At 72.3% G+C, this 22,261-nt stretch carries 24 protein-coding genes; all 24 read left to right on the forward strand.

Annotated features, from left to right (window positions below; genetic code table 11):
- Nucleotides 1-14: 14 nt before the first annotated feature.
- Nucleotides 15-1,367 (forward strand): flagellar filament capping protein FliD, encoded by a 1,353-nt coding sequence (gene fliD / locus ACQYVW_RS07545; RefSeq protein WP_434946549.1) that lies wholly within the window; start codon nt 15-17, stop codon nt 1,365-1,367.
- Nucleotide 1,368: 1 nt separating this feature from the next.
- On the forward strand, nt 1,369-1,761 hold the full coding sequence (fliS, locus tag ACQYVW_RS07550) for a flagellar export chaperone FliS (RefSeq protein ID WP_434946550.1): 393 nt from the start codon (nt 1,369-1,371) through the stop codon (nt 1,759-1,761).
- Entirely contained in the window at nt 1,758-2,039 is a 282-nt protein-coding gene (locus ACQYVW_RS07555; RefSeq protein WP_434946551.1) for a hypothetical protein, read from the forward strand. The genes fliS and ACQYVW_RS07555 overlap by 4 nt, the downstream gene beginning before the upstream one ends.
- Nucleotides 2,036-2,593, forward strand: a complete 558-nt coding sequence (locus ACQYVW_RS07560) for a PilZ domain-containing protein (protein WP_434946552.1) — start codon at nt 2,036-2,038, stop codon at nt 2,591-2,593. Before ACQYVW_RS07555 ends, ACQYVW_RS07560 begins: the two co-directional genes overlap by 4 nt.
- 89 nt (nt 2,594-2,682) lie before the next feature.
- Nucleotides 2,683-3,315, forward strand: a complete 633-nt coding sequence (locus ACQYVW_RS07565) for a response regulator transcription factor (protein ID WP_434936127.1) — start codon at nt 2,683-2,685, stop codon at nt 3,313-3,315.
- Between the two features lie 199 nt (nt 3,316-3,514).
- Complete coding sequence (rpoN, locus tag ACQYVW_RS07570; protein ID WP_434946553.1) at nt 3,515-4,906, forward strand: RNA polymerase factor sigma-54; 1,392 nt, start codon at nt 3,515-3,517, stop codon at nt 4,904-4,906.
- Complete coding sequence (locus tag ACQYVW_RS07575) at nt 4,906-5,310, forward strand: response regulator (RefSeq protein WP_434936956.1); 405 nt, start codon at nt 4,906-4,908, stop codon at nt 5,308-5,310. The genes rpoN and ACQYVW_RS07575 overlap by 1 nt, the downstream gene beginning before the upstream one ends.
- Entirely contained in the window at nt 5,307-6,761 is a 1,455-nt protein-coding gene (locus tag ACQYVW_RS07580; RefSeq protein WP_434946554.1) for a sigma-54 dependent transcriptional regulator, read from the forward strand. The genes ACQYVW_RS07575 and ACQYVW_RS07580 overlap by 4 nt, the downstream gene beginning before the upstream one ends.
- Before the next feature lie 156 nt (nt 6,762-6,917).
- A complete protein-coding gene (gene fliE / locus ACQYVW_RS07585; protein ID WP_434946555.1) occupies nt 6,918-7,265 on the forward strand; it encodes a flagellar hook-basal body complex protein FliE in 348 nt (115 codons plus the stop codon).
- 119 nt (nt 7,266-7,384) lie between these two features.
- Nucleotides 7,385-9,028 (forward strand): flagellar basal-body MS-ring/collar protein FliF, encoded by a 1,644-nt coding sequence (gene fliF / locus ACQYVW_RS07590; RefSeq protein WP_434946556.1) that lies wholly within the window; start codon nt 7,385-7,387, stop codon nt 9,026-9,028.
- Between the two features lie 19 nt (nt 9,029-9,047).
- Nucleotides 9,048-10,034 (forward strand): flagellar motor switch protein FliG, encoded by a 987-nt coding sequence (gene fliG, locus ACQYVW_RS07595; protein ID WP_434946865.1) that lies wholly within the window; start codon nt 9,048-9,050, stop codon nt 10,032-10,034.
- A gap of 35 nt (nt 10,035-10,069) precedes the next feature.
- Nucleotides 10,070-10,669: a FliH/SctL family protein gene (locus ACQYVW_RS07600; protein WP_434946866.1), complete on the forward strand. Its 600-nt coding sequence runs from the start codon at nt 10,070-10,072 to the stop codon at nt 10,667-10,669.
- Complete coding sequence (fliI, locus tag ACQYVW_RS07605; RefSeq protein ID WP_434946557.1) at nt 10,666-12,069, forward strand: flagellar protein export ATPase FliI; 1,404 nt, start codon at nt 10,666-10,668, stop codon at nt 12,067-12,069. The genes ACQYVW_RS07600 and fliI overlap by 4 nt, the downstream gene beginning before the upstream one ends.
- A gap of 5 nt (nt 12,070-12,074) precedes the next feature.
- Complete coding sequence (gene fliJ / locus ACQYVW_RS07610) at nt 12,075-12,530, forward strand: flagellar export protein FliJ (RefSeq protein ID WP_434936672.1); 456 nt, start codon at nt 12,075-12,077, stop codon at nt 12,528-12,530.
- The gene (locus ACQYVW_RS07615; protein WP_434946558.1) at nt 12,527-13,612 is read left to right on the forward strand and encodes a flagellar hook-length control protein FliK; all 1,086 of its coding nucleotides are present in this window, start codon (nt 12,527-12,529) and stop codon (nt 13,610-13,612) included. The genes fliJ and ACQYVW_RS07615 overlap by 4 nt, the downstream gene beginning before the upstream one ends.
- A 374-nt stretch (nt 13,613-13,986) precedes the next feature.
- Nucleotides 13,987-14,478, forward strand: a complete 492-nt coding sequence (locus ACQYVW_RS07620) for a flagellar basal body-associated FliL family protein (RefSeq protein ID WP_434936908.1) — start codon at nt 13,987-13,989, stop codon at nt 14,476-14,478.
- On the forward strand, nt 14,475-15,482 hold the full coding sequence (gene fliM, locus ACQYVW_RS07625; RefSeq protein WP_434936906.1) for a flagellar motor switch protein FliM: 1,008 nt from the start codon (nt 14,475-14,477) through the stop codon (nt 15,480-15,482). The genes ACQYVW_RS07620 and fliM overlap by 4 nt, the downstream gene beginning before the upstream one ends.
- Entirely contained in the window at nt 15,479-15,820 is a 342-nt protein-coding gene (gene fliN / locus ACQYVW_RS07630; protein ID WP_434936904.1) for a flagellar motor switch protein FliN, read from the forward strand. Before fliM ends, fliN begins: the two co-directional genes overlap by 4 nt.
- A gap of 281 nt (nt 15,821-16,101) precedes the next feature.
- A complete protein-coding gene (gene fliO / locus ACQYVW_RS07635; protein ID WP_434946867.1) occupies nt 16,102-16,473 on the forward strand; it encodes a flagellar biosynthetic protein FliO in 372 nt (123 codons plus the stop codon).
- Nucleotides 16,470-17,306: a flagellar type III secretion system pore protein FliP gene (gene fliP / locus ACQYVW_RS07640; RefSeq protein WP_434936345.1), complete on the forward strand. Its 837-nt coding sequence runs from the start codon at nt 16,470-16,472 to the stop codon at nt 17,304-17,306. Before fliO ends, fliP begins: the two co-directional genes overlap by 4 nt.
- A 7-nt stretch (nt 17,307-17,313) precedes the next feature.
- The gene (locus ACQYVW_RS07645; RefSeq protein ID WP_298576844.1) at nt 17,314-17,583 is read left to right on the forward strand and encodes a flagellar biosynthetic protein FliQ; all 270 of its coding nucleotides are present in this window, start codon (nt 17,314-17,316) and stop codon (nt 17,581-17,583) included.
- A 7-nt stretch (nt 17,584-17,590) separates the two neighbouring features.
- Nucleotides 17,591-18,379 (forward strand): flagellar biosynthetic protein FliR, encoded by a 789-nt coding sequence (gene fliR, locus ACQYVW_RS07650; RefSeq protein WP_434936347.1) that lies wholly within the window; start codon nt 17,591-17,593, stop codon nt 18,377-18,379.
- Nucleotides 18,380-18,386: 7 nt separating this feature from the next.
- Nucleotides 18,387-19,541, forward strand: a complete 1,155-nt coding sequence (flhB, locus tag ACQYVW_RS07655; protein ID WP_434946559.1) for a flagellar biosynthesis protein FlhB — start codon at nt 18,387-18,389, stop codon at nt 19,539-19,541.
- Entirely contained in the window at nt 19,538-21,613 is a 2,076-nt protein-coding gene (gene flhA, locus ACQYVW_RS07660) for a flagellar biosynthesis protein FlhA (RefSeq protein WP_434936350.1), read from the forward strand. The genes flhB and flhA overlap by 4 nt, the downstream gene beginning before the upstream one ends.
- The last annotated feature ends 648 nt before the right edge of the window (nt 21,614-22,261 follow it).

Raw genomic sequence — 22,261 nt, forward strand, 5'->3', positions numbered from 1 at the left:
CCCAGGAGGCAGCCGTGGCATCCCTTTCCAGCCCAGGCGTCGGCTCCGGCCTCGACGTGCACACGATGGTGACCCAGCTGGTCGCCGCCGAACGCGCGCCGACCGAGAACCGGATCAGCCGACTCGAAAGCACCACCAGGTCGCAGATCTCCGCCTTCGGCAAGATCAGCAGCGCGCTGTCCGGGCTGCAGGATGTGCTGGCCAAGTTCGCCGGCGACGGCGCGCTGCCCGGCCGCAAGGTCGGCGTGCCCGAGGATGCCGGCTTCACCGCCACCGCGAATGCCAAGGCTGCGCTCGGCCGCTACGATGTCACCGTCGAGCGCCTCGCCAGCACCCACAAGCTGCAGTCCGCCGCGCTTGCCGCCGACGCGCAGCTCGGCCACGGCAGCCTTCGCATCAGCACCGGCGACGGCGATCCGGTCACGGTCGAGATCGCCGAAGGCAAGGGCTCGCTGGCCGACATCCGCGACGCCATCAACAAGCAGGCCGGCAGCCTGGGCGTCAGCGCCACCCTGGTGCGCGGCGACGCCGGCGAGGTGCTGGTGCTGGCCTCCACGGCTACCGGCAGCGAGGGCCGGCTGACGGTCAGCGCCAGCGGCGGCGACGGCGGCCTGGCCGCACTGGGCACCAGCGGCGGCACGATGACCGTCGTCGATCCGGGCAACGACGCGCTGGTGGTGGTCGACGGCATCACCCGCACCAGCAGCAGCAACCGCATTGGCGACCTCATCGACGGCCTCACCCTCGACCTGACCAAGGCCAGGCCGGGCGAGTCGTTCGCGCTCGAACTCAAGTCCGACCCGAGCACGCTCAAGGCCGGGCTGCTGAACTTCGTCAGCGCCTACAACACCGCCCTGTCGCAGCTGCGCACGCAGAGCGCGGCGGGCAGCGAAGGCACCCCGGGCGCGGCGCTCAGCGGTGACGCCGCGCCGCGGGGCATCACGCAAGCGCTGCGCGGCTTCGTCAGCCAGGGCTATGCCGAGCTGGCCGCGCTGGGGCTGGAGACCAAGGTCGACGGCTCGCTGAGCCTGGACGGCGCCACCTTCGACAAGGTCGTGGCCGAAGACCCGGCGGCGCTGCAGCGACTGCTCGGCGACGAGGGTTCGCTGCGCACGCCCCTGGCCGGCGCGCTGAAGTCCTGGCTCGGCGCCGACGGCATGATCAGCGACCGCACCAAGGCGCTGGAAACCCGCCAGGACCGCCTCGCGGACGACCGCCTGGCGCTCGACCGGCGCATGGACAAGGTCAAGGCCAACTACCTGCGCCAGTTCACTGCGCTCGACGCGATGGTCGCGCAGATGAGCTCGGTCAGTTCCTTCCTCACCCAGCAGCTGGCACGGCTGCCCAACTACTCGCAGAGTGGATGACATGAACGCGCGCACCCTCGCCAACCAGTACCGGCAGACCGGCGTGTCCAGCGCGGCGCTGGAAGCCAGCCCCCACCGGCTGATCGCGCTGATGCTCGCGGGCGCGCGTGAACGCGCGCGCCTGGCGGCCGCCTGCCTGCAGCGCGGCGACCTGCCACGCAAGTCGAAGGCGATCAGCGATGCAAGCGCGATCATCGGGGGCCTCAACGGCGCGCTGAACCTGGAAGCAGGCGGCGAGATCGCCGATGGTCTGCAGGCGCTGTACGACTACGCGCAGCGGCGCCTGCTCGCCGCCAACCTGGACAACGACGCCGCGCCGCTGCTCGAGGTGGACGCCCTGCTCGGCGACATCGAATCGGCCTGGCTGGCGATCGCACCCCCGGAGGCGACGTGATCCCCGCCCTGCCCGTGGCCGAGGTCCGCGCCGCGATCGCGGCCGAGGACTGGGACCTGGCATCGGCGCTGCTGCGCGACCACGGCGAGGCCGTCGTCCGGCTGGCCGCGTCGGTGGATTTCAGCAGCACGCCGCATGCGCCCTGGCTCGAGCTGCTCGATGCCCAGCAGGCGCTCACCGAGGAGATCCGCCAGGCGCGCGACGAGGTGGTGCGCGCCATGGACAAGCTCGGGCAGGACCAGCGCGGTGCGCGCGCCTGGGCGCAGGCCCTGGCATGAACACGCCGGCGGATGCGACAGAACTCCTGTTCGGCGACACCCTCGCCTGCGAAGAACTGCGCCCGGCCGCCTTCGTGGCGCGTTCTGCGCAGCCGCTGCCGGTGCTCGCCGCCAGCGGCGAAGCGCTCCTGCGTGCGCTGTCGGTGGTCGAGGACGGTCCTCGCCCCGAGGAACCGGAGTCCAGCGATCACGCCCTGCCGCGGATCGAGGCCAAGCTCGACCTGCTGACCGCCCTCGTCGCCGGCCTGTGCCGCGGCGACGAAGATCCGCTGCGTGCGCTGCGCTGGTCGGCCAGGGGCGCCTGCCTGGTGCTGGACGACGCGCCGGAGGACGGCGCCAGCGGCGTGTTCCGGGTCCGCCCCGCGGACTGGCTGCCCTCGACCCTGCTGCTGCCGGCCAGCGTGATCGCGCGCGAAGCCGACGCCGCCGGCACCCGCGTGTGGCTGGCTTTCGACGCCTTGCCGGCACAGCTGGAGGCCGCGCTGGAGCGGCACCTGTTCCGCATCCACCGCCGCGCAGTGGCGGAAAGCCGGCGCCCACGCCCCGCGAACTGAGCAACCTGTCACACTTCGCCCCGCATGCTGCACAGGGGGCGGCGGCCATCGCTATGGTGGCGCCGGTGGGACATGGGGTGTGAGATTTGCTGAAAGTCCTGATCTGCGACGACCACACGCTGGTGCGGGCGGGCCTGCGCCGGCTGCTCGACTCGTTCGGCGACATCGAGGTGGTGGCCGAGGCCAGCAGCGCCGACGAGGCGGTGATCCGCGCGCGCGACACCTTGCCCCATATCATCCTGCTGGACCTGTCGATGCCCGGCCGCAGCGGCTTCGACGCGCTGGCCGAACTGCGCCGCACCAGCCCCGAGTGCGCGGTGGTGATCATGTCCATGCACGACGACGCCCTGCACGTGCGCGAGGCGCTGGCGCGCGGGGCGATCGGCTTCGTGGTCAAGGAGGCGGCGCCCGCCGAGCTTGAGATCGCGATCCGCGCCGCCGCCGCCGGACGCACCTACCTCAGTCCGCAGGTGTCGGCACCGCAATTGCAGGGCTACCGCAACGGGGCCCGCGGCGAGGGCAACGTCGAGGCGCTGCCGCGGCGCCAGCGCGAGATCCTCGACGCGCTGGGGGCCGGCCGCACCACCAAGCAGATCGCCGGCGACCTGGGCATCAGCGTCAAGACCGTGGAAACCCACCGGGCACGGATCATGGAAGCGCTGGGCTGCCGCAACGCCGGGGAACTGCTGCGCATCGCGATGCGCCTGCACGACCGCCCCTGAGCGTTCGGCACAAAGCGCCGCATCGCGTCACTTGGATGCAGCGGCACGTCGAAAACACGACACGATGTCGGGGAATCCCCGACACCCCGACAGGAATACCCTGATCCAGACCCGGGTTCACCCCGATTCGGGTTCCGTCACGTCCCCATCACGATGGCTCCCATCGCCGGCGTCAATCCGGCGCAGGAAGGGGACGCTGATGAAAGCCAACATGCGTGTCGGGATGACCCAGGGCGTCAACCTGACCCCGCAACTGCTGCAGTCGATCCGCCTGCTGCAGCTGACCGCGCCGCAGCTCGAGCTCGAACTGCGCCAGGCGCTGGAGCGCAACCCGCTGCTCGAGCAGGAAGAGGGCGAGGACGAGGCCGACGACGGCGCCGCGCCGGAAGCGGCCGCGCTCGACGCCGCCGCCTGGGACGAGCTGCCCGAGCCGGCCTTCCTGTCCGGCGGCAGCGTCGGCGTCGGCGACGAGGACGGCATGCTGCGCATCGCCGACGGCGAATCCAGCGACCCGCGCCTGCGCCTGCTGCGCCTGCTGTCGCTGCACTGGACCCCGGCCGACCTCGAGGTCGCCGCCTGGTGGCTCGACCACTGCGACGATCGCGGCTACCTGGAACAGCCGCTCGAGGCCCTGCTCGCCGCCGCCCGCACCGCTTTTCCGGCACGCTCCGATGCCGTCGGCCTGCTGCGCCTGCGCCTGCTGCACGGCGACTGGCCGGGCATGGCCGCCGCCGATCCCGCCGAATGCCTGGGCGCGCAGCTGCGCGCACTGCCCGAGGACGCGACCCGCCGCCTGGCCCTGCGCATCCTCGCCGATCACCTCGACCTGCTGGCCATGCACGACGAACCCGCGCTGGCCGCGGCCACCGGTGCGGCGCCGGAGGCCGTGCGCGCGGCGTTGTCGATGATCCTGGGCCTGCGGCCGCATCCGGTGCAGGCGCCCGCGGTCGAGGCGCAGGAGCACATCGTTCCGGACGTGGTGGCCTGGCACGCCGGCGGCGCCTGGCGCGTCGCGCTCAACCGCCGCGGCGCGCCGCAGCTGCGCATCGCCGCGCACTGCGAACGCGCCCTGGCCGGCAGCCAGCACACCGCCCTGCGCGGCCTGCTGGAAGAAGCGCGCTGGCTGGTGCGCGGCGTGGCCATGCGCAACGACACCCTGCTGCGCACCGCGCAGGTGCTGGTCGAGCGCCAGAGCGCCTTCCTCGCCCAGGGCCCCGAGGCGATCGTGCCGCTGACCCTGCGCGAGGTGGCCGACGCCATCGGCGTGCACGAGTCCACCATCTCGCGCATCGTCAGCGGCAAGTACATCCAGACCCCGCGCGGCACCTTCGAACTCAAGCGCATGTTCGCCGTGCGCCTGGAAGGCGCCGAGATCGCCGGCAGCGCGGTCAAGGCGATGGTCAAGCGCCTGATCGACGCCGAACCGGCCCATGCCCCGCTGGCCGACGACGTGATCGCCGGCCTGCTCGCTCGCCAGGGCGTGCGCATCGCGCGCCGCACCGTGGCCAAGTACCGCGACCAGCTGGCGATCGGGCCGGCGCGGGCGCGCCAGCGCCTGGCACCGCGCCAGGCCCGACAGGAGTGTGCGTGATGCGACAGATTTCCGTGCTGCTGGTCGACGACCATGCCGGCTTCATTTCCGCGGCGATGCGCCATTTCCGGCGCCTGTCCTGGCTCACCGTGGCCGGCACCGCCGGCAACGGCGTCGAGGCCATCGCCCAATGCGAGGTGCTGCGCCCGGACGTGGTGCTGATGGACCTGGCCATGCCCGAAATGGGCGGGCTGCAGGCCACGCGCCTGATCAAGGCCCAGGACAACCCGCCCTACATCGTCATCGCCAGCCACTTCGACGACGGCGAGCACCGCGAGCACGCGCTGCGCGCCGGTGCCGACGCCTTCGTCAGCAAGCTGGCCTACATCCACGAGGTGCTGCCGCTGCTGGAGGCGGTGGCGGGCGTGGATGCCGCCGGCCACGGCGCGGAGGCCGCGTCATGAGCGAGTCCCGCATCCTGGTCCTGGACCGCGACGAGGCCCGCGCCGAGCGCGTGGCGACCCTGCTCGAGTTCATGGATTTCAATCCGCGCATCGTCGACGACGCCGCCGACATCGACCTGTCGCGCGCCCGCGCCAGCGACTGGGTGGCGGTCGTGGTCGGCGACGTCGGCGATGGCGCCTCCTGGCAGGCCTTCGCCACGTGGCTGGCCGCCCAGGCCCTGCACCCGCCGGTGCTGGAGCTGCCCGGCCATGCCGCCGACGCCGCCTGGCGCGCCAGCCTGCACCCGCAGTCGGTATGGCCGCTGGCCTATCCGATCCGCCGCACCCAGCTGCAGGAGGCGCTGCGCCGGGCCAGCCTCAAGCGCATCGACGACGACGCGCGCCGCGAAGTGCCCGACAACGGCCCCACCGGCCGCAGCGCCGCGTCGCTGCAGCTCAACCGCATGATCGACCAGGTCGCCCCGCACGACACCACGGTGCTGATCCTGGGCGAGTCCGGCACGGGCAAGGAAGTGGCCGCGCGCGCCCTGCACGCGCGCTCGGCGCGCCGCGACAAGCCGTTCGTGGCGATCAACTGCGGCGCGATCCCGCCGGATCTGCTGGAAAGCGAGCTGTTCGGACACGAGAAGGGCGCCTTCACCGGCGCGCTGACCCAGCGCAAGGGCCGCTTCGAGATGGCCGAGGGCGGCACCCTGCTGCTCGACGAGATCGGCGACATGAGCCTGCCGATGCAGGTCAAGCTGCTGCGCGTGCTGCAGGAGCGCTGCTTCGAGCGCGTCGGCGGCACCGCCACCATCAAGTGCGACGTGCGCGTGATCGCCGCCACCCACCGCAACCTCGAGGACCGCATCGCCAGCGGCGATTTCCGCGAGGACCTGTTCTACCGCCTCAACGTGTTCCCGATCGAGATGCCGGCGCTGCGCGAGCGCGGCGAGGACCTGCCCGACCTGGTCAACGCCATCACCCGCCAGCTGGGCGAGGCCGGCCGCGGCCAGGTGAGCCTGGCCTCCGACGCGATCGCCGCGCTGCGCCACTACGCCTGGCCGGGCAACGTGCGCGAGCTGAGCAACCTGCTCGAGCGCCTGGCCGTGCTGCACCCGGGCGGCAGCGTGCGCGCGGCCGACCTGCCGGCGCGCTACCGCGCCGCCGCCGCCGCAGTGGGCGAGGTCTTCGATCCGCCCGCCGCCGAAGCCGCCCCCGCCGCGCCCCAGGCCGATCCGGCCCAGCTCTCGCCCACCGCCACGCTGCCGCCGCAGGGCATCGACCTGCGCGGGCACATGGCCGGGATCGAGCTGGAGCTGCTGCGCGCGGCCCTGGAGCAGACCAATGGCGTGGTCGCGCACGCCGCGCCGCTGCTGGGCCTGCGCCGCACCACCCTGGTGGAGAAGCTGCGCAAGTACGGCATCGACCGCGACAGCCTGGCCGAGACCGGGCAGGCGGCGGGATTCTGACGCCGTCGTGGCACGGGACTTGCCTGATTGAGCCGGAAGTCGGGATTGGGGATTCGGGATTGGGTCAAGCGGTTCGCCCTGCACTGAATTCTCGCCCGGAGCCTCACGCCTGATTGTCCGAATCCCCAATCCCGAATCCCGATTCCCGGCGCTTCAATGACCGACGCCATCTCATCGATCCTTTCGCAGATCCGCGCGCACGAAATGCGCACCGGAGCGGTGCGCGTCGACGTCGCGCCGTCCAACGCGATCGAGGTGGGCGGCGCGGGCAAGACCGCCGCACCGGGCTTCGCCGAGACCCTCGGCAACACCATCGACAAGGTCAGCGCCACCCAGGCCCGCGCGGGCGCCCTGCAGCACGCGTTCGAACTGGGCGACCCGCGCGCCGACCTGGCCCGGGTGATGGTGGCGATGCAGCAGTCGCAGGTGGCGTTCCGGGCCACGGTCGAAGTTCGCAACCGCCTCGTCCAGGCCTACCAGGACGTGATGAACATGCCGATCTAGGCCGGGATTCGGGATTCGGGATTGGGGATTCGCAAGCGCGACGCCCGCTCCCGATCCGTCACCGGTGAACCACTGCTCCGAATCCCCAATCCCCAATCCCGAATCCCAGACCTCAAGCCATGTCCGCCATCGCACTTCCCAAGGCCACGGCCAACCTGCGCGACCTGGGCCGCATCCCCGCGGTGCGCCAGCTCGGCCTGCTCGCGCTGTTGGCGGTCGCCATCGCGCTGGGGCTGTGGCTGTTCTTCTGGAGCCAGAAGCCGGACTTCGTGCCGGTGCAGGCGGGGCTGGACCCCAAGTCCACCGCCGAGGCCTCCGAACTGCTGGGCAGCGCGCGCATTCCCTACAAGCTCGACCCGGCCACCGGTGCGCTGGCGGTGCCGCTCGACCGCGTCGCCGAGGCGCGCATGGCGCTGGCCGCGGCCGGGCTGCCGGCCGCGCAGGGCAACGGCTTCGAGACCATCCAGGGCGACCAGGGCTTCGGCACCAGCCAGTTCATCGAGAGCGCGCGCTACCAGCACGCGCAGGAGATCGAGCTGGCGCGCACCATCGCCAACCTGCGCCCGGTGCGCGAGGCGCGCGTGCACCTGGCCCTGCCCAAGCCCAGCGCCTTCACCCGGCAGAAGGATCCGGCCAGCGCTTCGGTGGTGCTGCAGCTGCGCGCCGGCAGCACGCTCGAGCAGGGCCAGGTCAACGCGATCGTGCACCTGGTGGCCTCGAGCATCCCCGGCCTGCCGCCCGAAGGCGTGACCGTGGTCGACCAGTTCGGCCGCATGCTCTCCAACGCCGACCCGCAGAGCGACGATGCGATCGGCGCCAAGCAGTTCGAGCAGCAGCGCCGGCAGGAGTCGGTGTACGTGCAGCGCATCGAGGAGCTGCTGGAGCCGATGACCGGCCCGGGCCGGATCAGCGCCAAGGTCAGCGTGGACATGGACTTCGCGCAGACCGAGGAGGCCAGCGAGCGCTACGGCCCGCAGCCGGCGATGGTGCGCAGCGAGCAGATTTCCGAATCCGGCACGATCGGCGGCGACGGCGCGCTCGCCCAGGGCGTGCCCGGCAGCGCCAGCAATACGCCCGACGCGACCGCGGCCGCGGCCGCGGCCGAGCCGGCGCCGCCCGGCCCCGGCAGCCGCAGCGCCGTGCGCAACTACGAGATCGACCGCACCCTCACCCATACCCGCCAGGCGCCGGGCCGGATCCGCCGCGTCACCGCCGCGGTGCTGGTCGACAACGCCGCCGCGCCGGTCGCGGCCACGGCCGGCGCCGCCACCCAGGCCCAGGGCCGGCCGCTCAGCGCCGAGGAACTGGCGCGCATCGAAACTCTGGTGCAGCAGGCGATCGGCTTCGATGCGGCGCGCGGCGACGTGGTCTCGGTGGTCAACGCGCCGTTCGCGCGCGGCACGCTCGATACCCCGGCCGAGGGCCCGCCGATCTGGCAGCACCCACGCGCGCGCGAACTCGCCCGCCTCGTGTTCGGTGGCCTGGCGGTGCTGCTGCTGATCTTCACCGTGCTGCGCCCGGCCACCCGCCAGCTGCTCGCGCCGCGCACGGCCACCGCCACGGTGCTGCCGCCGGCCGTCGACGACGAGGTGCCGGTCAGCCTGTCGGCACCGCAGCAGGCGCAGGTGGGCGGACCCACGACGCCGCCGCCCGCGGTGTCGATGAACCTCGACGACAAGCTCGAGATCGCGCGCACCGCGGTCAGCACCGACGCCAAGCGCGTCGCCCAGGTGGTCCGCGACATGGTGGCCTCCGATGGCTGACCCGGGCGCAGGTATCGCACTGACCGGCGTGCAGCGCGCGGCGATCGTGCTGCTCTCGCTCGGCGAGCAGCAGGCCGCCGAGGTGCTCAAGCACATGGGCGCGCGCGAGGTGCAGAAGCTGGGCGTGGCGATGACCTCGCTCGGCGAGGTCAGCCGCGAGTCGGTGGCGCGCGTGTTCGACGAGTTCATCGACGTGCTGGCCCGCCCCGGCGGCATCGGCAGCGGCGCCGACGACTATGTGCGCGCGGTGCTGACCCAGGCGCTGGGCGAGGATCGCGCCAGCAGCCTGATCGACCGCATCCTGCTGGGCCGCAACACCACCGGGCTGGACACGCTGAAGTGGATGGATCCGCGCGCGATCGCCGAACTGGTGCGCAACGAGCATCCGCAGATCATCGCCATCGTGATGGCGCACTTGGACGGCGACCAGGCCGCCGAGGTGCTCAAGTGCCTGCCCGAGCGCGCGCGCGTCGACGTGCTGCTGCGCCTGGCCACGCTCGACGGCATCCCGCCGCATGCGCTCAACGAACTCAATGACGTGATGGCGCGGCAGTTCGCCGGCAGCCAGAACATCAAGTCGTCCTCGGTCGGCGGGGTCAAGGTGGCGGCCAACATCCTCAACTTCATGGACTCGGGCCAGGACGAGGCGTTGCTGGGCGCGATCGGCGAGGTCGACAGCGATCTGGGCACCCGCATCCGCGACCTGATGTTCGTGTTCGACAACCTGGCCGACCTCGACGACCGTGCCGTGCAGGCGGTGCTGCGCGAGATCTCCAGCGAGCAGCTGGCCCTGGCCCTGCGCGGCGCCGACGCCAAGGTGCGCGAGAAGATCACCGGCAACATGTCGCAGCGCGCGGCCGAGATCCTGGTCGAGGACATGGAAGCGCGCGGCCCGGTGCGCCTGGCCGAGGTCGAGGCGGCGCAGAAGGACATCCTGGCGGTGGTGCGGCGGATGGCCGACAACGGTGACATCCAGATCGCGGCCAAGGCCGAGGTGCTGATTTGAACACCATGGCCGCGCTGTCGTCCGACGATCCGCGCCTGGCCGCGGGCGTGGTGCGCTGGCACGCGCCCGGCCTGCTCGCGGTGCCGGCCGAAGCGGAGCCCGAACCGCCGCCGCCGGCCCTGCCCAGCGTCGAAGACCTGCAGGCGCTGGAACGCGCCGCGCGCGAGGAAGGCTATGCGCGCGGCCACGCCGAAGGCCTGGCCGCCGGCCAGGCCGAGGTGCGGCGCATGGTGGCGCAGATCGAGGGCGTGCTCGACGGCTTCACCCGCCCGCTGGCGCGGCTGGACGGCGAAGTCGCCGACGCCCTGGCCGACCTGGCCGTGCGCATCGCCGGCAGCCTGCTCGGACGCGCCTACCAGGTCGACCCGACCCTGCTCGCCGACCTGGTGCGCGAAGCGCTGGAGGCGGTGGGCAGCGACAGCCGCGAGCTGGAACTGCGCCTGCACAGCGACGATTTCGGCGTGCTCGCCCCGCACCTGGCCGGCCTGGACGGCGTGCGCCTGACCATCGATGGCGCGCTCGGGCGCGGCGAACTGCGCCTGCACAGCGAAAGCGTGCGCATCGACGGCACCATCGCTTCGCGCCTGCAGTCGGTGCTCGAGGCCACCCTGGCGGCCAGCGAGGCCCGCGCATGAGCAGCGTCGCCGCCGCGCACTGGCAGGAAGCCCGCAACCTGCGCCTGGCCGCGCGTCTGCAGGCCGCCCATCCTCATCCCCCATCGCTGGGACTGGCGCGCGAAGGCGTGCTGCGCCGTGCGGTCGGCCTGACCCTGGAAGCCTCCGGCTGCAGCGCACCGCTTGGCTCGCGCTGCAAGGTCGAAACCGCGGGCGGGCGCTGGGTGGACGCGGAGGTGGTCGGCTTCGCCGGCGACCGCACCTTCCTCATGCCCACCGCCGACCTGGAAGGCCTGCTGCCGAACGCGCGCGTGGTGCCCTCGCGCCGGCGCGGCGAAGTGGCCGTGGGCGAAGGCCTGCTGGGACGCGTGATCGACAGTGACGGCGTGCCGCTGGACGGGCGCGGCCCGATCCGGGCCGAGCAATGGGTCGGCCTGGCCGGCGCGGCGATCAATCCGCTGATGCGCGAACCGATCACCCAGTCGCTCGATGTCGGCGTACGCGCGATCAATGCGCTGCTGCCGATCGGCCGCGGTCAGCGCATCGGCCTGTTCGCCGGCTCCGGCGTCGGCAAGTCGACCCTGCTCGGAATGATGACCCGCTTCACCGCCGCCGACATCATCGTGGTGGGGCTGATCGGCGAACGCGGCCGCGAAGTGCGCGACTTCGTCGAGAGCACGCTGGGCGAGGAAGGCCTGCGCCGCTCGGTGGTGGTGGCCACGCCCGCCGACCGGCCGCCGCTGGCGCGCCTGCATGGCGCACTGCGCGCCACCGCGATCGCCGAGTACTACCGCGACCAGGGCCTGCACGTGCTGCTGCTGATGGATTCGCTGACCCGTTTCGCCCACGCGCAGCGCGAGATCGGCCTGTCGGTGGGCGAGCCGCCCACCACCCGCGGCTATCCGCCCAGCGTGTTCGCCAAGCTGCCGCAGCTGGTCGAACGCGCCGGCAACGGCGCCGACGGGCGCGGCTCGATCACCGCCTTCTACACCGTGCTCACCGAAGGCGATGACCAGCAGGAGCCGATCGCCGACGCCGCGCGCGCGATCCTCGACGGCCACATCGTGCTCACCCGCCGCATCGCCGATGCCGGCCAGTACCCGGCGATCGACGTCGAGGTCTCGGTCAGCCGGGTGATGCAGGACATCACCGACGCGCCCTGGCGCGAGCGCATCCGCAAGCTCAAGCGGCTGATGGCCGCGCATTCGGCGCAGCGCGACCTGATCGCGATCGGCGCTTACCAGCGCGGCAGCGATCCGCTGGTGGACGAAGCGGTCGTGCGCTGGCCGGCGATCCAGGCCTTCCTCGGCCAGGACGTGGCCGAGGCCGCCAACGTCGAGGCCAGCCGCGCCGCGCTCGCCGCCCTGCTCGACAACGGCCCCGCCGCGGGCGCCGTGTCCAACGCTTCCCAGGAGTCCTGATCCAGATGCGCTCGCAACGGCTCGATCCGCTGCTCAAGATCATGCAGCAGCGCCAGGATGCGGTGGCGCGCGAGGTCGCCGACCGCGACCGCGTGCTCGGCGAACAGGAACAGCGCCTGGAGGCGCTGCGCCGCTATGCCGAGGAATACGCCGCCGCGCCGGCCGAGGCTTCGATCTCGCCGGCACTGCTGGTCAACCGCCTCGCCTTTCGCGAGCGGCTCAACGCCGCGGTGGTGCAGCAGGCCGGCATCGTCGACCAGAGCCGGCAGCTGAGCGACGTCGAACGCGCCCGGCTGATGCTGGCCAGCCGCGAAACCAAGGTGCTCGAGCAATTGGCCGACAGCTACCGCGCGCAGGAAACCAAGGTGGCCGAACAGCGCGTGCAGCGCGAGATGGACGATCTGGGCGGCCGGCGCGCGCGCGTGGCCGCACTGGCGGCCGACGAGGGCAAGTCCCCGTGATCGGCGCCACGTCCTCGGCCCAGGCCGCGTCCCATTCCGGCCCGTCCGCCGCCGCCCTCGACCCGGCCACCGCGCACCAGGCCGAGCCGGCCGCCGCGCAGGCCACGGGTCCGGCCGGTCGCGCCGCGCCAGCGCGGGCGGAGCGGGCGGCGGTCGACGCCGAAGACACCTCGGCGTCCGCAGCGGCCTTCGCCGACCTGCTGGTCCAGGCGCCGCCACCGGTCGCCGCCGCGGCGCCGCCTGCGCAGCCTGCCGCCAGCGCTGCCGATGCCGGCCCCGGCACGCCCTCGCCCGAACACCTGCTCGCGCTACTGGACGGGTCCCGCGCCAGCGCGGGTGCCGCCATGTCGCCGCCCGGCGCGGCCACAGCCGCGTCGGCTGCCATCGCCACCGACGCGGACCAGGCACTGGCGCCTTCGGCACCGGGGCTGGCCGCGACGGCGATGCCGCAGGTCGCGGCCACGGCGGCGGACGCGCAGCCCGGCGCCGACCTGCTCGTCGCGAATGCCCCGGCTGCGCCCGAGGCCGCCGGCAGCGCACGCGACCTGGCGACTTCCACCCAGGGCTTCGCCCTCGAGGCGCCGCTCGCGGCGTCCGCGGCCTCCGCGCCGCTGGCGGGCGCGCGGCCGCTGGCCGCGCCCACCGTGCCGATGCCGCCGCTGCCGATGCCGGCCGATCCGGCGGCGGGCTTCGACGACGGTTTCGGCACACGCCTGGTGTGGGTGGCGGAGCAGCGCCTGGGCCATGCCGAGATCCGACTCAATCCCGAACACCTGGGTCCGATCGAGGTGCGCGTGCGGCTCGACGGCGAGCAGGTGAGGGCGGAATTCCACAGCGCCCACGCCGAGGTCCGGCAGGCGATCGAAACCAGCCTGCCGCGCCTGCGCGACCTGCTGGGCCAGCACGGCCTGCAGCTTGGCCAGGCCGACGTGGGCCAGGGCCAGGCCGGCGGCGATGGCGCGGCGGCGCGGCCGCAGGCGTCCGCCACGCGCGGCGACGAGGCCGACCCGGGCACCGGCGAGCGGCAGGCCACTGCCGCGGCCACGACGCGCCTGCGAGGCCTGGTCGACGCCTACGCCTGAGGCCGGAGCGGTCGTCCGCATGACGAACCCCGGCAGGGGTCCGCGGTCGACAGCTCCCCGTGCGCCAGCCGTCCAGCTTTCGTCCGGACGAGCGCCAGCCGCCCGTCCTGGCGGCGGTCGGACACCTGCATCCACCGCCGGACGCGTGCCGCGGCAGCAACATCTGCACGACAGCGCCCCCGCGGGCGCGCTTGCGGCATGGACACCGGCCCGGGCCGTCGTCGCGCTGACGGGTTTCCTGCGCCGGTCGTACTGATCGAATCCGGGGGCGTCAAGGCGCTGGCGCACCCGCGCGCGTCCGGCCGTCAAAACCCCGTCATTGGCGCGGCACGGCGATTGCATCCCACCGGCATCCACTGCCGGAGTCGACGTTCGTGCCAGCCCCCGCCCCTGCAATCCAGCCCGCCGCCCCGCCCAAGCGCCTGTGGCCGTGGATCCTGATCCTGCTCCTGCTCGCCGGCGGCGGCGCGGGCGGCTGGTGGTGGTGGCAGGGCAAGCAGCAGGCGGCGGCCGAGGCCAGCAGCAAGCCCGCCAAGCCGGTCCGGCTGCCGGCGCAGTACATCGCGCTCGAACCCTCGTTCGTGGTCAACCTCGCCGATGCCGACGCCTCGCGCTACCTGCAGGCCGACGTGCAGGTGGTGACCCGCGACGCGGCCACCCTGGCCGCGCTGGAGGCGCACCTGCCCTCGATCCGCAACCGCCTGCTGCTGCTGTTCGGCCAGCAGGAGGCGCGCCAGCTCGCGCAGCGGGCGGGCAAGGAACGCCTGCAGGCCGCGGCGCGCGATGAAGTGCGCGCCCTGCTCAAGGCCGAAGGCGGCCCGGACAAGGTCGAGGCCGTCATCTTCACCAGCATGGTCACCCAGTGATGAGCGCCGACCTGCTCTCCCAGGACGAGATCGACGCCCTGCTGCACGGCGTGGACAGCGGCGCGGTCGAGACCGAGCCGCCGCCCGCCCCGGGCGAGGCCCGCAGCTACGACTTCGCCAGCCAGGACCGCATCGTCCGCGGCAAGCTGCCGACCCTGGAGATGATCAACGAACGCTTCGCGCGCACCTGGCGCGTGGGCCTGTTCAACCTGCTGCGGCGCTCGGCCGACCTGTCGGTGCGCGGCATCGACCTGGTCCGCTTCGGCGAGTACATGCACTCGCTGCAGGTGCCCACCAACCTCAACCTGGTGAAGATGAAGCCGCTGCGCGGCACCGCCATCATCACTTTCGAGCCGCGGCTGGTGTTCACCGTGGTCGACAACTTCTTCGGTGGCAACGGCAAGTACCACACCCGCATCGAGGGCCGCGAGTTCACGCCCACCGAGATGCGCGTGATCCAGCTGCTGCTCAAGCAGACCTTCGCCGACCTGGTCGACGCCTGGGCGCCGGTGATGCCGGTGGAGTTCGAATACATGAACTCCGAGGTCAACCCGCACTTCGCCAACATCATCAGCCCGCGCGAGTACATCGTGGTCAGCCGCTTCAACGTCGAGCTCGAAGGCGGCGGCGGCGAACTGCACGTGGCCCTGCCCTACGCCATGCTCGAACCGATCCGCGAACAGCTCGACGCCGGCGTGCAGAGCGACCGCATCGAGAAGGACGAGGGCTGGACCCGCGCCATGCGCAGCCAGCTGCAGGACGCCGAGGTCGAGTTGAGTTCCACCATCGCCCATCGCCAGATCAGCCTGCGCGAACTCTCCCGCCTGCGCGTGGGCGACGTGATCCCGATCGAGCTGGCACGCCACGTGCAGCTGCAGGTCGAGCAGATGCCGCTGTTCACCGGCGAGTTCGGCATCCACAACGGCAAGAACGCCATCAAGGTCACGCAGGTGCATGCCGCGCGGGCCGTTCCCACCCTCGACTCCCTGACCGACACGCCATGACCAACAACGACGCCGCGGCCCTGGCCGCCTTCGACCCGCTCACCGCCGACGCTGGCCAGCCCACGACCCTGGGCGCCGATCTCAACCTCGACGTCATCCTGGACGTGCCGGTGTCGCTGTCGCTCGAAGTCGGGCGCGCACGCATTCCGATCCGCAACCTGCTGCAGCTCAACCAGGGTTCGGTGGTCGAGCTCGAGCGCGGCGCAGGCGAGCCGCTGGACGTGTACGTCAACGGCACCCTGATCGCGCAGGGCGAGGTGGTGGTGGTCAACGACCGCTTCGGCGTGCGCCTGACCGACGTCGTCAGCCCCGCCGAGCGGATCAAGAGGCTGCGATGAGCGCCGTGTCGCTGCCGCTGTCGGTGGCCAGCGCCGCCGGCGCCGCCGCGGCTGCGCCGGCGGCGGCGGACATCGCCGCTGCGCGCGCACCCGGGAACGGTGCGACAGCGGCGCCTGCCGCCACGCCGGCCGCGGCCAGCGAGGCGGAGGCGGCGAGCGCCGCTCCTGCTGCTGCAACGAGCGACGCGCCGGCCGCCACCGCTGCCGGAGCCACGGCAGCCGAAGCCTTCGCCACGCGCACCCAGGCCACCACGGCCGCGCCCGCCAAGACCACGGCCACGATCGCACAGCCGGGCACGGCGCCGACCGCGGTCGCATCGCCCACGACCGCCGGCAGCCTCGGCGGCGCGGTGTTCGCGCTGGTGCTGGTGGTCGGCCTGATCCTGTTGCTGTCGTGGCTGGCCAAGCGCATGCCCGGCCTCGGCGGCGGCGGCGTGGCCAATCCCGCGCTGCGCATCGTCGGCTCGCTCGCGCTGGGCCCGCGCGACAGGCTGGTGGTGGTCGAGGTCGGCGAGACCCAGCTGCTGCTGGGCGTCGGCAGCGGCGGCACCCGCACCCTGCACACCCTCGAGCAGCCGCTGCCCACGGCCGCGGCGAAATCCACGCCGGCCTTCGCGCAGTTGCTCGCCCAGCATTTCGGAAAGAAGCCATGACCTTCCTGCGCGCGCTGCTTCGCGCCGCCGGCGCCTGCCGCGCCACCCTGCCCGCCTGGCTGCTGGGCGCCTGCCTGGCGTTCGCGCTGGCGCCGTCGGATGCGTTCGCGCAGGCCGCGCCCACCGCCGCGCCGGTGAGCGCGCCGGCCGCACCGGCGCAGCCGCTGCCCGACGTGGAGGTCGGCAACATCGGCGGCCAGCCGGTGAGCATGCCGCTGCAGGTGCTGGCGCTGATGACCGGCATCACCCTGCTGCCGGCAGCGCTGCTGGGCGTGACCGCGTTCACCCGCATCATCATCGTGCTGGCGCTGCTGCGGCAGGCGCTGGGCACCGGGCAGACGCCGAGCAACCAGGTGCTGCTGGCGCTGGCGCTGTTCCTCACCGCGATGGTGATGATGCCGGTGTTCGACCAGGCCTGGGCGGCCGGCATCGCGCCCTACCTGGACGGCAGCATGGAGTTCCGCGCGGCCTGGGCGGCAGCCTCCGAGCCGTTCCGCGGCTTCATGCTGGCGCAGGTGCGCGAGACCGACCTGATGACCTTCGCCGGGCTGTCGCAGACCGGCCCCTACGCCACCCCGCAGGACGTGCCCTTCGGCGTGCTTGCCGCGTCGTTCCTCACCAGCGAGCTCAAGACCGCGTTCGAGATCGCGTTCCTGGTCTACATCCCGTTCGTGATCATCGACCTGGTGGTGGCCAGCGTGCTGATGTCGATGGGCATGATGATGCTCTCGCCGATGCTGATCTCGGCGCCGTTCAAGATCCTGCTGTTCGTGCTGGTGGACGGCTGGATCCTGGTCGTCGGCTCGCTGGCCGCCAGCTTCAACCCGGTCTGAGGCCGCCATGACCCCCGAAACCGCGCTTGGCGAGATCTCACGCGGCCTGCAGATGGCGCTCACCCTCGGTGGCCCCGCGCTGATCGCGGTGCTGGTGGTCGGCGTGGCGGTCGGCGTGCTGCAGGCGGCCACCCAGATCAACGAGCCGACCATCCCGTTCGTGGTCAAGGTGGTCGGCCTGGTGGTGGTGATGGCGGCCACCGGGCATTTCCTGCTCGGCCGCATGGTCGCCTTCACCATCGACCTGTTCCACCGCATTCCGCACCTGATCGGCTGAGCGCACGGTGGAGACCGTCTCGCTCGCGTCGATGGCCGGCGTCGACCTGTTCGGCATGCTCGCCACGGTGCTGTGGTACGCGCTGCGCATCGGTGCGGCGCTGCAGGTGCTGCCGGTGATCGGCGGACGCGGCATCCCGGCGCGGGCCAGGCTGATCGTGACCCTGGCGATGTCGGCGGCGCTGTCGTCGGTGCTGCCGCCACCGCCGCCGATGGGCGTGGACGCGGCCACCGCGCTCGGCGTGCTGCGCGAGTTCACCGTGGGCGTGGCGATCGGGATGATGCTGCGGCTGGCGTTCGAGGCCGGGCGCCTGGCCGGCGAACTGGTCAGCCAAGGCATGGGCCTGTCGTTCGCGACCATGGCCGACCCCCTGAGCGGCGCCTCCTCGGCGGTGCTGTCGCAGTGGTTCTACCTGGCCTTCGCCCTGCTGTTCTTCGTCACCGACGGGCACTTGGCCCTGATCGGCCTGCTGGCCGACAGCTACGGCGGGCTGCCGATCGGCGCGGCCCTGCCCGATGCGCAGGCGCTGCTGTCCGCGGTCCCGGCCTTCTTCACCGCCTGCCTGCGCGCCGGCGCGCTGCTGGCCATGCCGGTGATGATGGCCCTGCTGGCGGTCAACATCGCCTTCGGCGTGCTGGCGCGCGCCGCCGCCCAGCTCAACCCGATTGCGATCGGCCTGCCGATGTCGTTGCTGGTCGGCCTGACCCTGCTGATGCTGCTGATGCGCGAACTGGCCTCGCCGGTCGGGCAACTGTTCGAAGACGCCTTCACCGCCGCGCGCGCGCTGACCGGATGACGCCGCCATGAGCGAAGACGCGCAGAAGGAAGACCGTACAGAACAGCCCAGCGAAAAACGGCTGCGCGAGGCCCGCGAAAAAGGCCAGGTGCCGCGCTCGCGCGAGCTGGGCAACGTCGCCGTGCTGGGCTGCGCGGTGCTGGCGCTGAAGGCCACCGGCGGCAACGTCGGCGCGGCCTCGCGCGACTGGATGCGCGAAGCGCTGAGCTTCGACCGCGCCCTGCTCGAAACCCCGGACCGGCTGCTGCCGCATGCCGGCGGCCTGCTGCTGGACCTGATCGTGCCGCTGCTGCCGCTGCTGGCGACCGCGCTGCTGGCCTGCGCCATCGCGCCGGCGGCGATGGGCGGGCTGCGCTTCGCCACCCAGGCGCTGCAGCCCGACTTCGCCCGGCTCAACCCGATGAAGGGCCTGGCCCGCGTGTACGGCAGCGAAAGCCTGGCCGAGCTGCTGCGCTCGCTGCTGCGCGTGGCCCTGATCGGCGGCATCGGCGGCTGGGTGGTGTGGCGCGCGTTCTCGACCCTGCTGAACATGCCGCAGGCCTCGCTGGAGGCCTCGGTCGCAGGTGGCGTCGACCTGGCGCTGAGCGCGCTGCTGGCGATGGTCGGCGCGCTGGCGCTGCTGGCGGCGATCGACGTGCCCTGGCAGCACCACCAGCACCGCAGCAAGCTGAAGATGACCAAGCAGGAGGTGCGCGACGAGGCCAAGGAAGCCGAGGGCAACCCCGAGGTCAAGGCGCGGGTGCGCCAGATCGCGCGGCAGATGTCGCAGCGGCGGATGATGGAGGCGGTGCCGTCGGCCGACGTGGTGGTGATGAACCCCACCCACTACGCGGTGGCGATGAAGTACAAGCCGGGCATGCGCGCGCCCACCGTGGTGGCCAAGGGCGTGGACGAGATGGCGCTGGCGATCCGCGCGCTGGCCGAGCAGCACCGGGTCGCGATCGTCGAGGCGCCGCCGCTGGCACGCGCCTTGTATAGGCAGTCGCAGGTCGATCAGGAAATCCCGGTGAAACTGTACGCCGCCGTCGCGCAGGTGCTGTCCTACGTCTACCAGCTGCGCGCCTGGATCCCGGGCCGCGGGCCGATGCCGGTGATGGCCGAGGTCGACGTCGGCGCCGATGGCGCGCCCGATCCGGTCGATGGCGGGGACGCTGCGCGATGAGCAGCCAGCCCGGCCGCGGCACCCTGATCCTGTCCAGCCTGCGCAACGGCGCCGCCGCGCCGGTGGTGGTGCTGGCGCTGCTGGCGATGGTGATCGTGCCGCTGGCGCCGATCGTGCTGGACGCGCTGTTCACCATCAACATCGCGCTGTCGCTGGTGGTGATGCTGGCGGTGGTGTACGTGCGCCGGCCGCTGGAGTTCTCGATCTTCCCCAGCGTGCTGCTGATGGTCACGCTGCTGCGGCTGGCGCTCAACGTGGCGTCCACCCGCGTGGTGCTGCTGCACGGGCACGAAGGCGAGGCCGCCGCCGGCCACGTGATCGAATCCTTCGCCCAGTTCGTGATCGGCGGCAGCTATGCGGTGGGCATCGTGGTGTTCGCGATCCTCACCATCGTCAACTTCATCGTGGTCACCAAGGGTGCGGGCCGCATCTCCGAGGTGTCGGCGCGCTTCATCCTCGATGCGCTGCCGGGCAAGCAGATGGCGATCGATGCCGACCTCAATGCCGGCCTGCTGACCCGCGAGGACGCCAAGGCGCGCCGCCAGGAAGTACGCGAGGAAGCCGATTTCTACGGCGCGATGGACGGCGCCAGCAAGTTCGTGCGCGGCGACGCCATCGCCGGCATCCTGATCCTGGTGATCAACCTGGTCGGCGGCATCCTGATCGGGCTGCTCACCCACGGCATGTCCTTCGCCGAGGCCGCGCAGACCTACACCACGCTGGCGATCGGCGACGGCCTGGTGGCGCAGCTGCCGGCGCTGCTGATCGCGGTCGCCACCGCGATGCTCGTCACCCGCTCCACCGGCGAGCAGGAGATGGGCGAGACGGTGTCCAAGCAGGTCTTCGGCCACCAGCGCGCGCTCACCGTGGCGGCGGTGCTGATGGGCCTGATCGGCATCGTGCCGGGCATGCCCAACCTGCCCTTCCTGCTGCTGGCGGCGATCCTGGGCTGGGCGGCGTGGAAGCTGCGCAGCGGTGCGGCCGGGCCGGCCGAGGCCGTGGAGGCGGGCGCAGCCGGCGCCACGCCGGCGGCCTCGCCTATGGCCGAACTGAGCTGGGACGAGATCCGCCCGGTCGAGCCGCTGGCGCTGGAGGTCGGCTACCGGCTGATCGCGCTGGTCGACCAGGCCCAGGGCGGACAGCTGCTGGCGCGGCTCAAGGGCGTGCGCCGCAAGCTCACCCAGGACCTGGGTTTCCTGATTCCCGCCGTGCACGTGCGCGACAACCTGGAGCTGGCGCCGGGCCAGTACCGGTTGCTGGTGCACGGGGTGCCGGTGGCGACCGGCGAGCTGGTGCCCGATCGCGAGCTGGCGCTGGACCCGGGCCGGGTGTTCGGGCCGCTGGACGGCATTCCGGGCAAGGATCCGGCGTTCGGCCTGGACGCGGTCTGGATCATGCCGTCGCAGCGTGCGCACGCCGAATCGCTCGGCTATACGGTGGTCGATGCGCCCACCGTGGCGGCCACCCATCTGTCGCACATCGTGCGCGAGCGCGCGTCCGACCTGCTGGGCCACGACGAGGTGCAGAACCTGTTGACGGCGCTGGGTCGCAGCGTGCCCAAGCTGGTCGAGGACCTGGTGCCGAAGCTGCTGCCGCTGTCGGTGGTGGTCAAGGTGCTGCAGTCGCTGCTGGCCGACCGGGTGCCGGTGCGGCAGATGCGGCAGATCGTCGAGACGCTCCTCGAGCACGGTGCGCATACCCAGGACCCAGCGGCGCTGACGGCGGCGGTGCGGATCGCGCTGGGCCGTTTCATCGTGCAGGAACTCAACGGCATGGCGCCGGAGTTGCCGGTCTACACGCTGGCACCGGCGCTGGAGCGGGTGCTGCAGGATTCGGTGAACGGACAGGGCGCGGCGCTGGAACCTGGCCTGGCCGAGCGCCTGCACCAGAACCTGGGCGAGTGCGTGAGCCGCCAGGAAAGCCGGGGCGAGCCGGCGGTGCTGCTGGTCCCGGGCGGTGTGCGCGCCTCGGTGGCGCGGCTGGTGCGCCACAGCGTGCCGTCGCTGGCGGTGCTGGCCTATGCCGAGGTGCCGGAGGACAAGCGCCTGCGGCTGGTGGGGTCGGTGGGCTGAGACGTTCTGGCTTCGGGGCTTTGGGGCTTGGAGTCTCCGGACTTAGCGTTTCGGAGACTCGCGGCCTGTAGCTGCAGGACGGGTCGGTGCTGCGGTGAGGTGCGGCTCCGGTCGGACCGCAACGCCGCGGGGGAGGTGGCGCACCGCTCGGGCAGACGTCCGTGTCCGCACTCACGGCCGCGGCACATCCCTGTGCCGCTTGCGCCACCTCCCCCACGTCGCTGCGGCCTCGCTGCTGGATGGGCGTTGCTTCGGATGCGGCGGCTTCGGGGATTGGTTCGCTTCGGCTGCAGTCGGTCGCTTCGGTTGCTTGGTGGTTTTGGCGCCGTTCGGTCGCTCCGGTTGTTTGGTGGTTTTGGCTCCGTTCGGTCGCTTCGGTTGTCTGGTCGCCGCGGCTCCGTTCGGGGGCTCGGTTGCCTGGTCGCTGCGGCTCGGTTCGGTGGCTCGGTTGCTTGGTCGCTGCGGCTCCGTTCGGTCGCCCGGTTGCTTGGTCGCTTCGGCTCCGTTCGGTGGCTCGGTTGCTTTGTCGCTGCGGCACCATCGGGTGGCTCGGTTGCTTGGGCGCTACGACGACTCGGATTCTTCGGCGGTGCCAGCTCATCTTGTTGCGCCGGTTCGTTGAGTGAATCCAGCTGCTTCGTCGCTCCG

This window comes from Luteimonas campi (genome assembly GCF_051162505.1).
Taxonomy (GTDB): Bacteria; Pseudomonadota; Gammaproteobacteria; order Xanthomonadales; family Xanthomonadaceae; genus Luteimonas.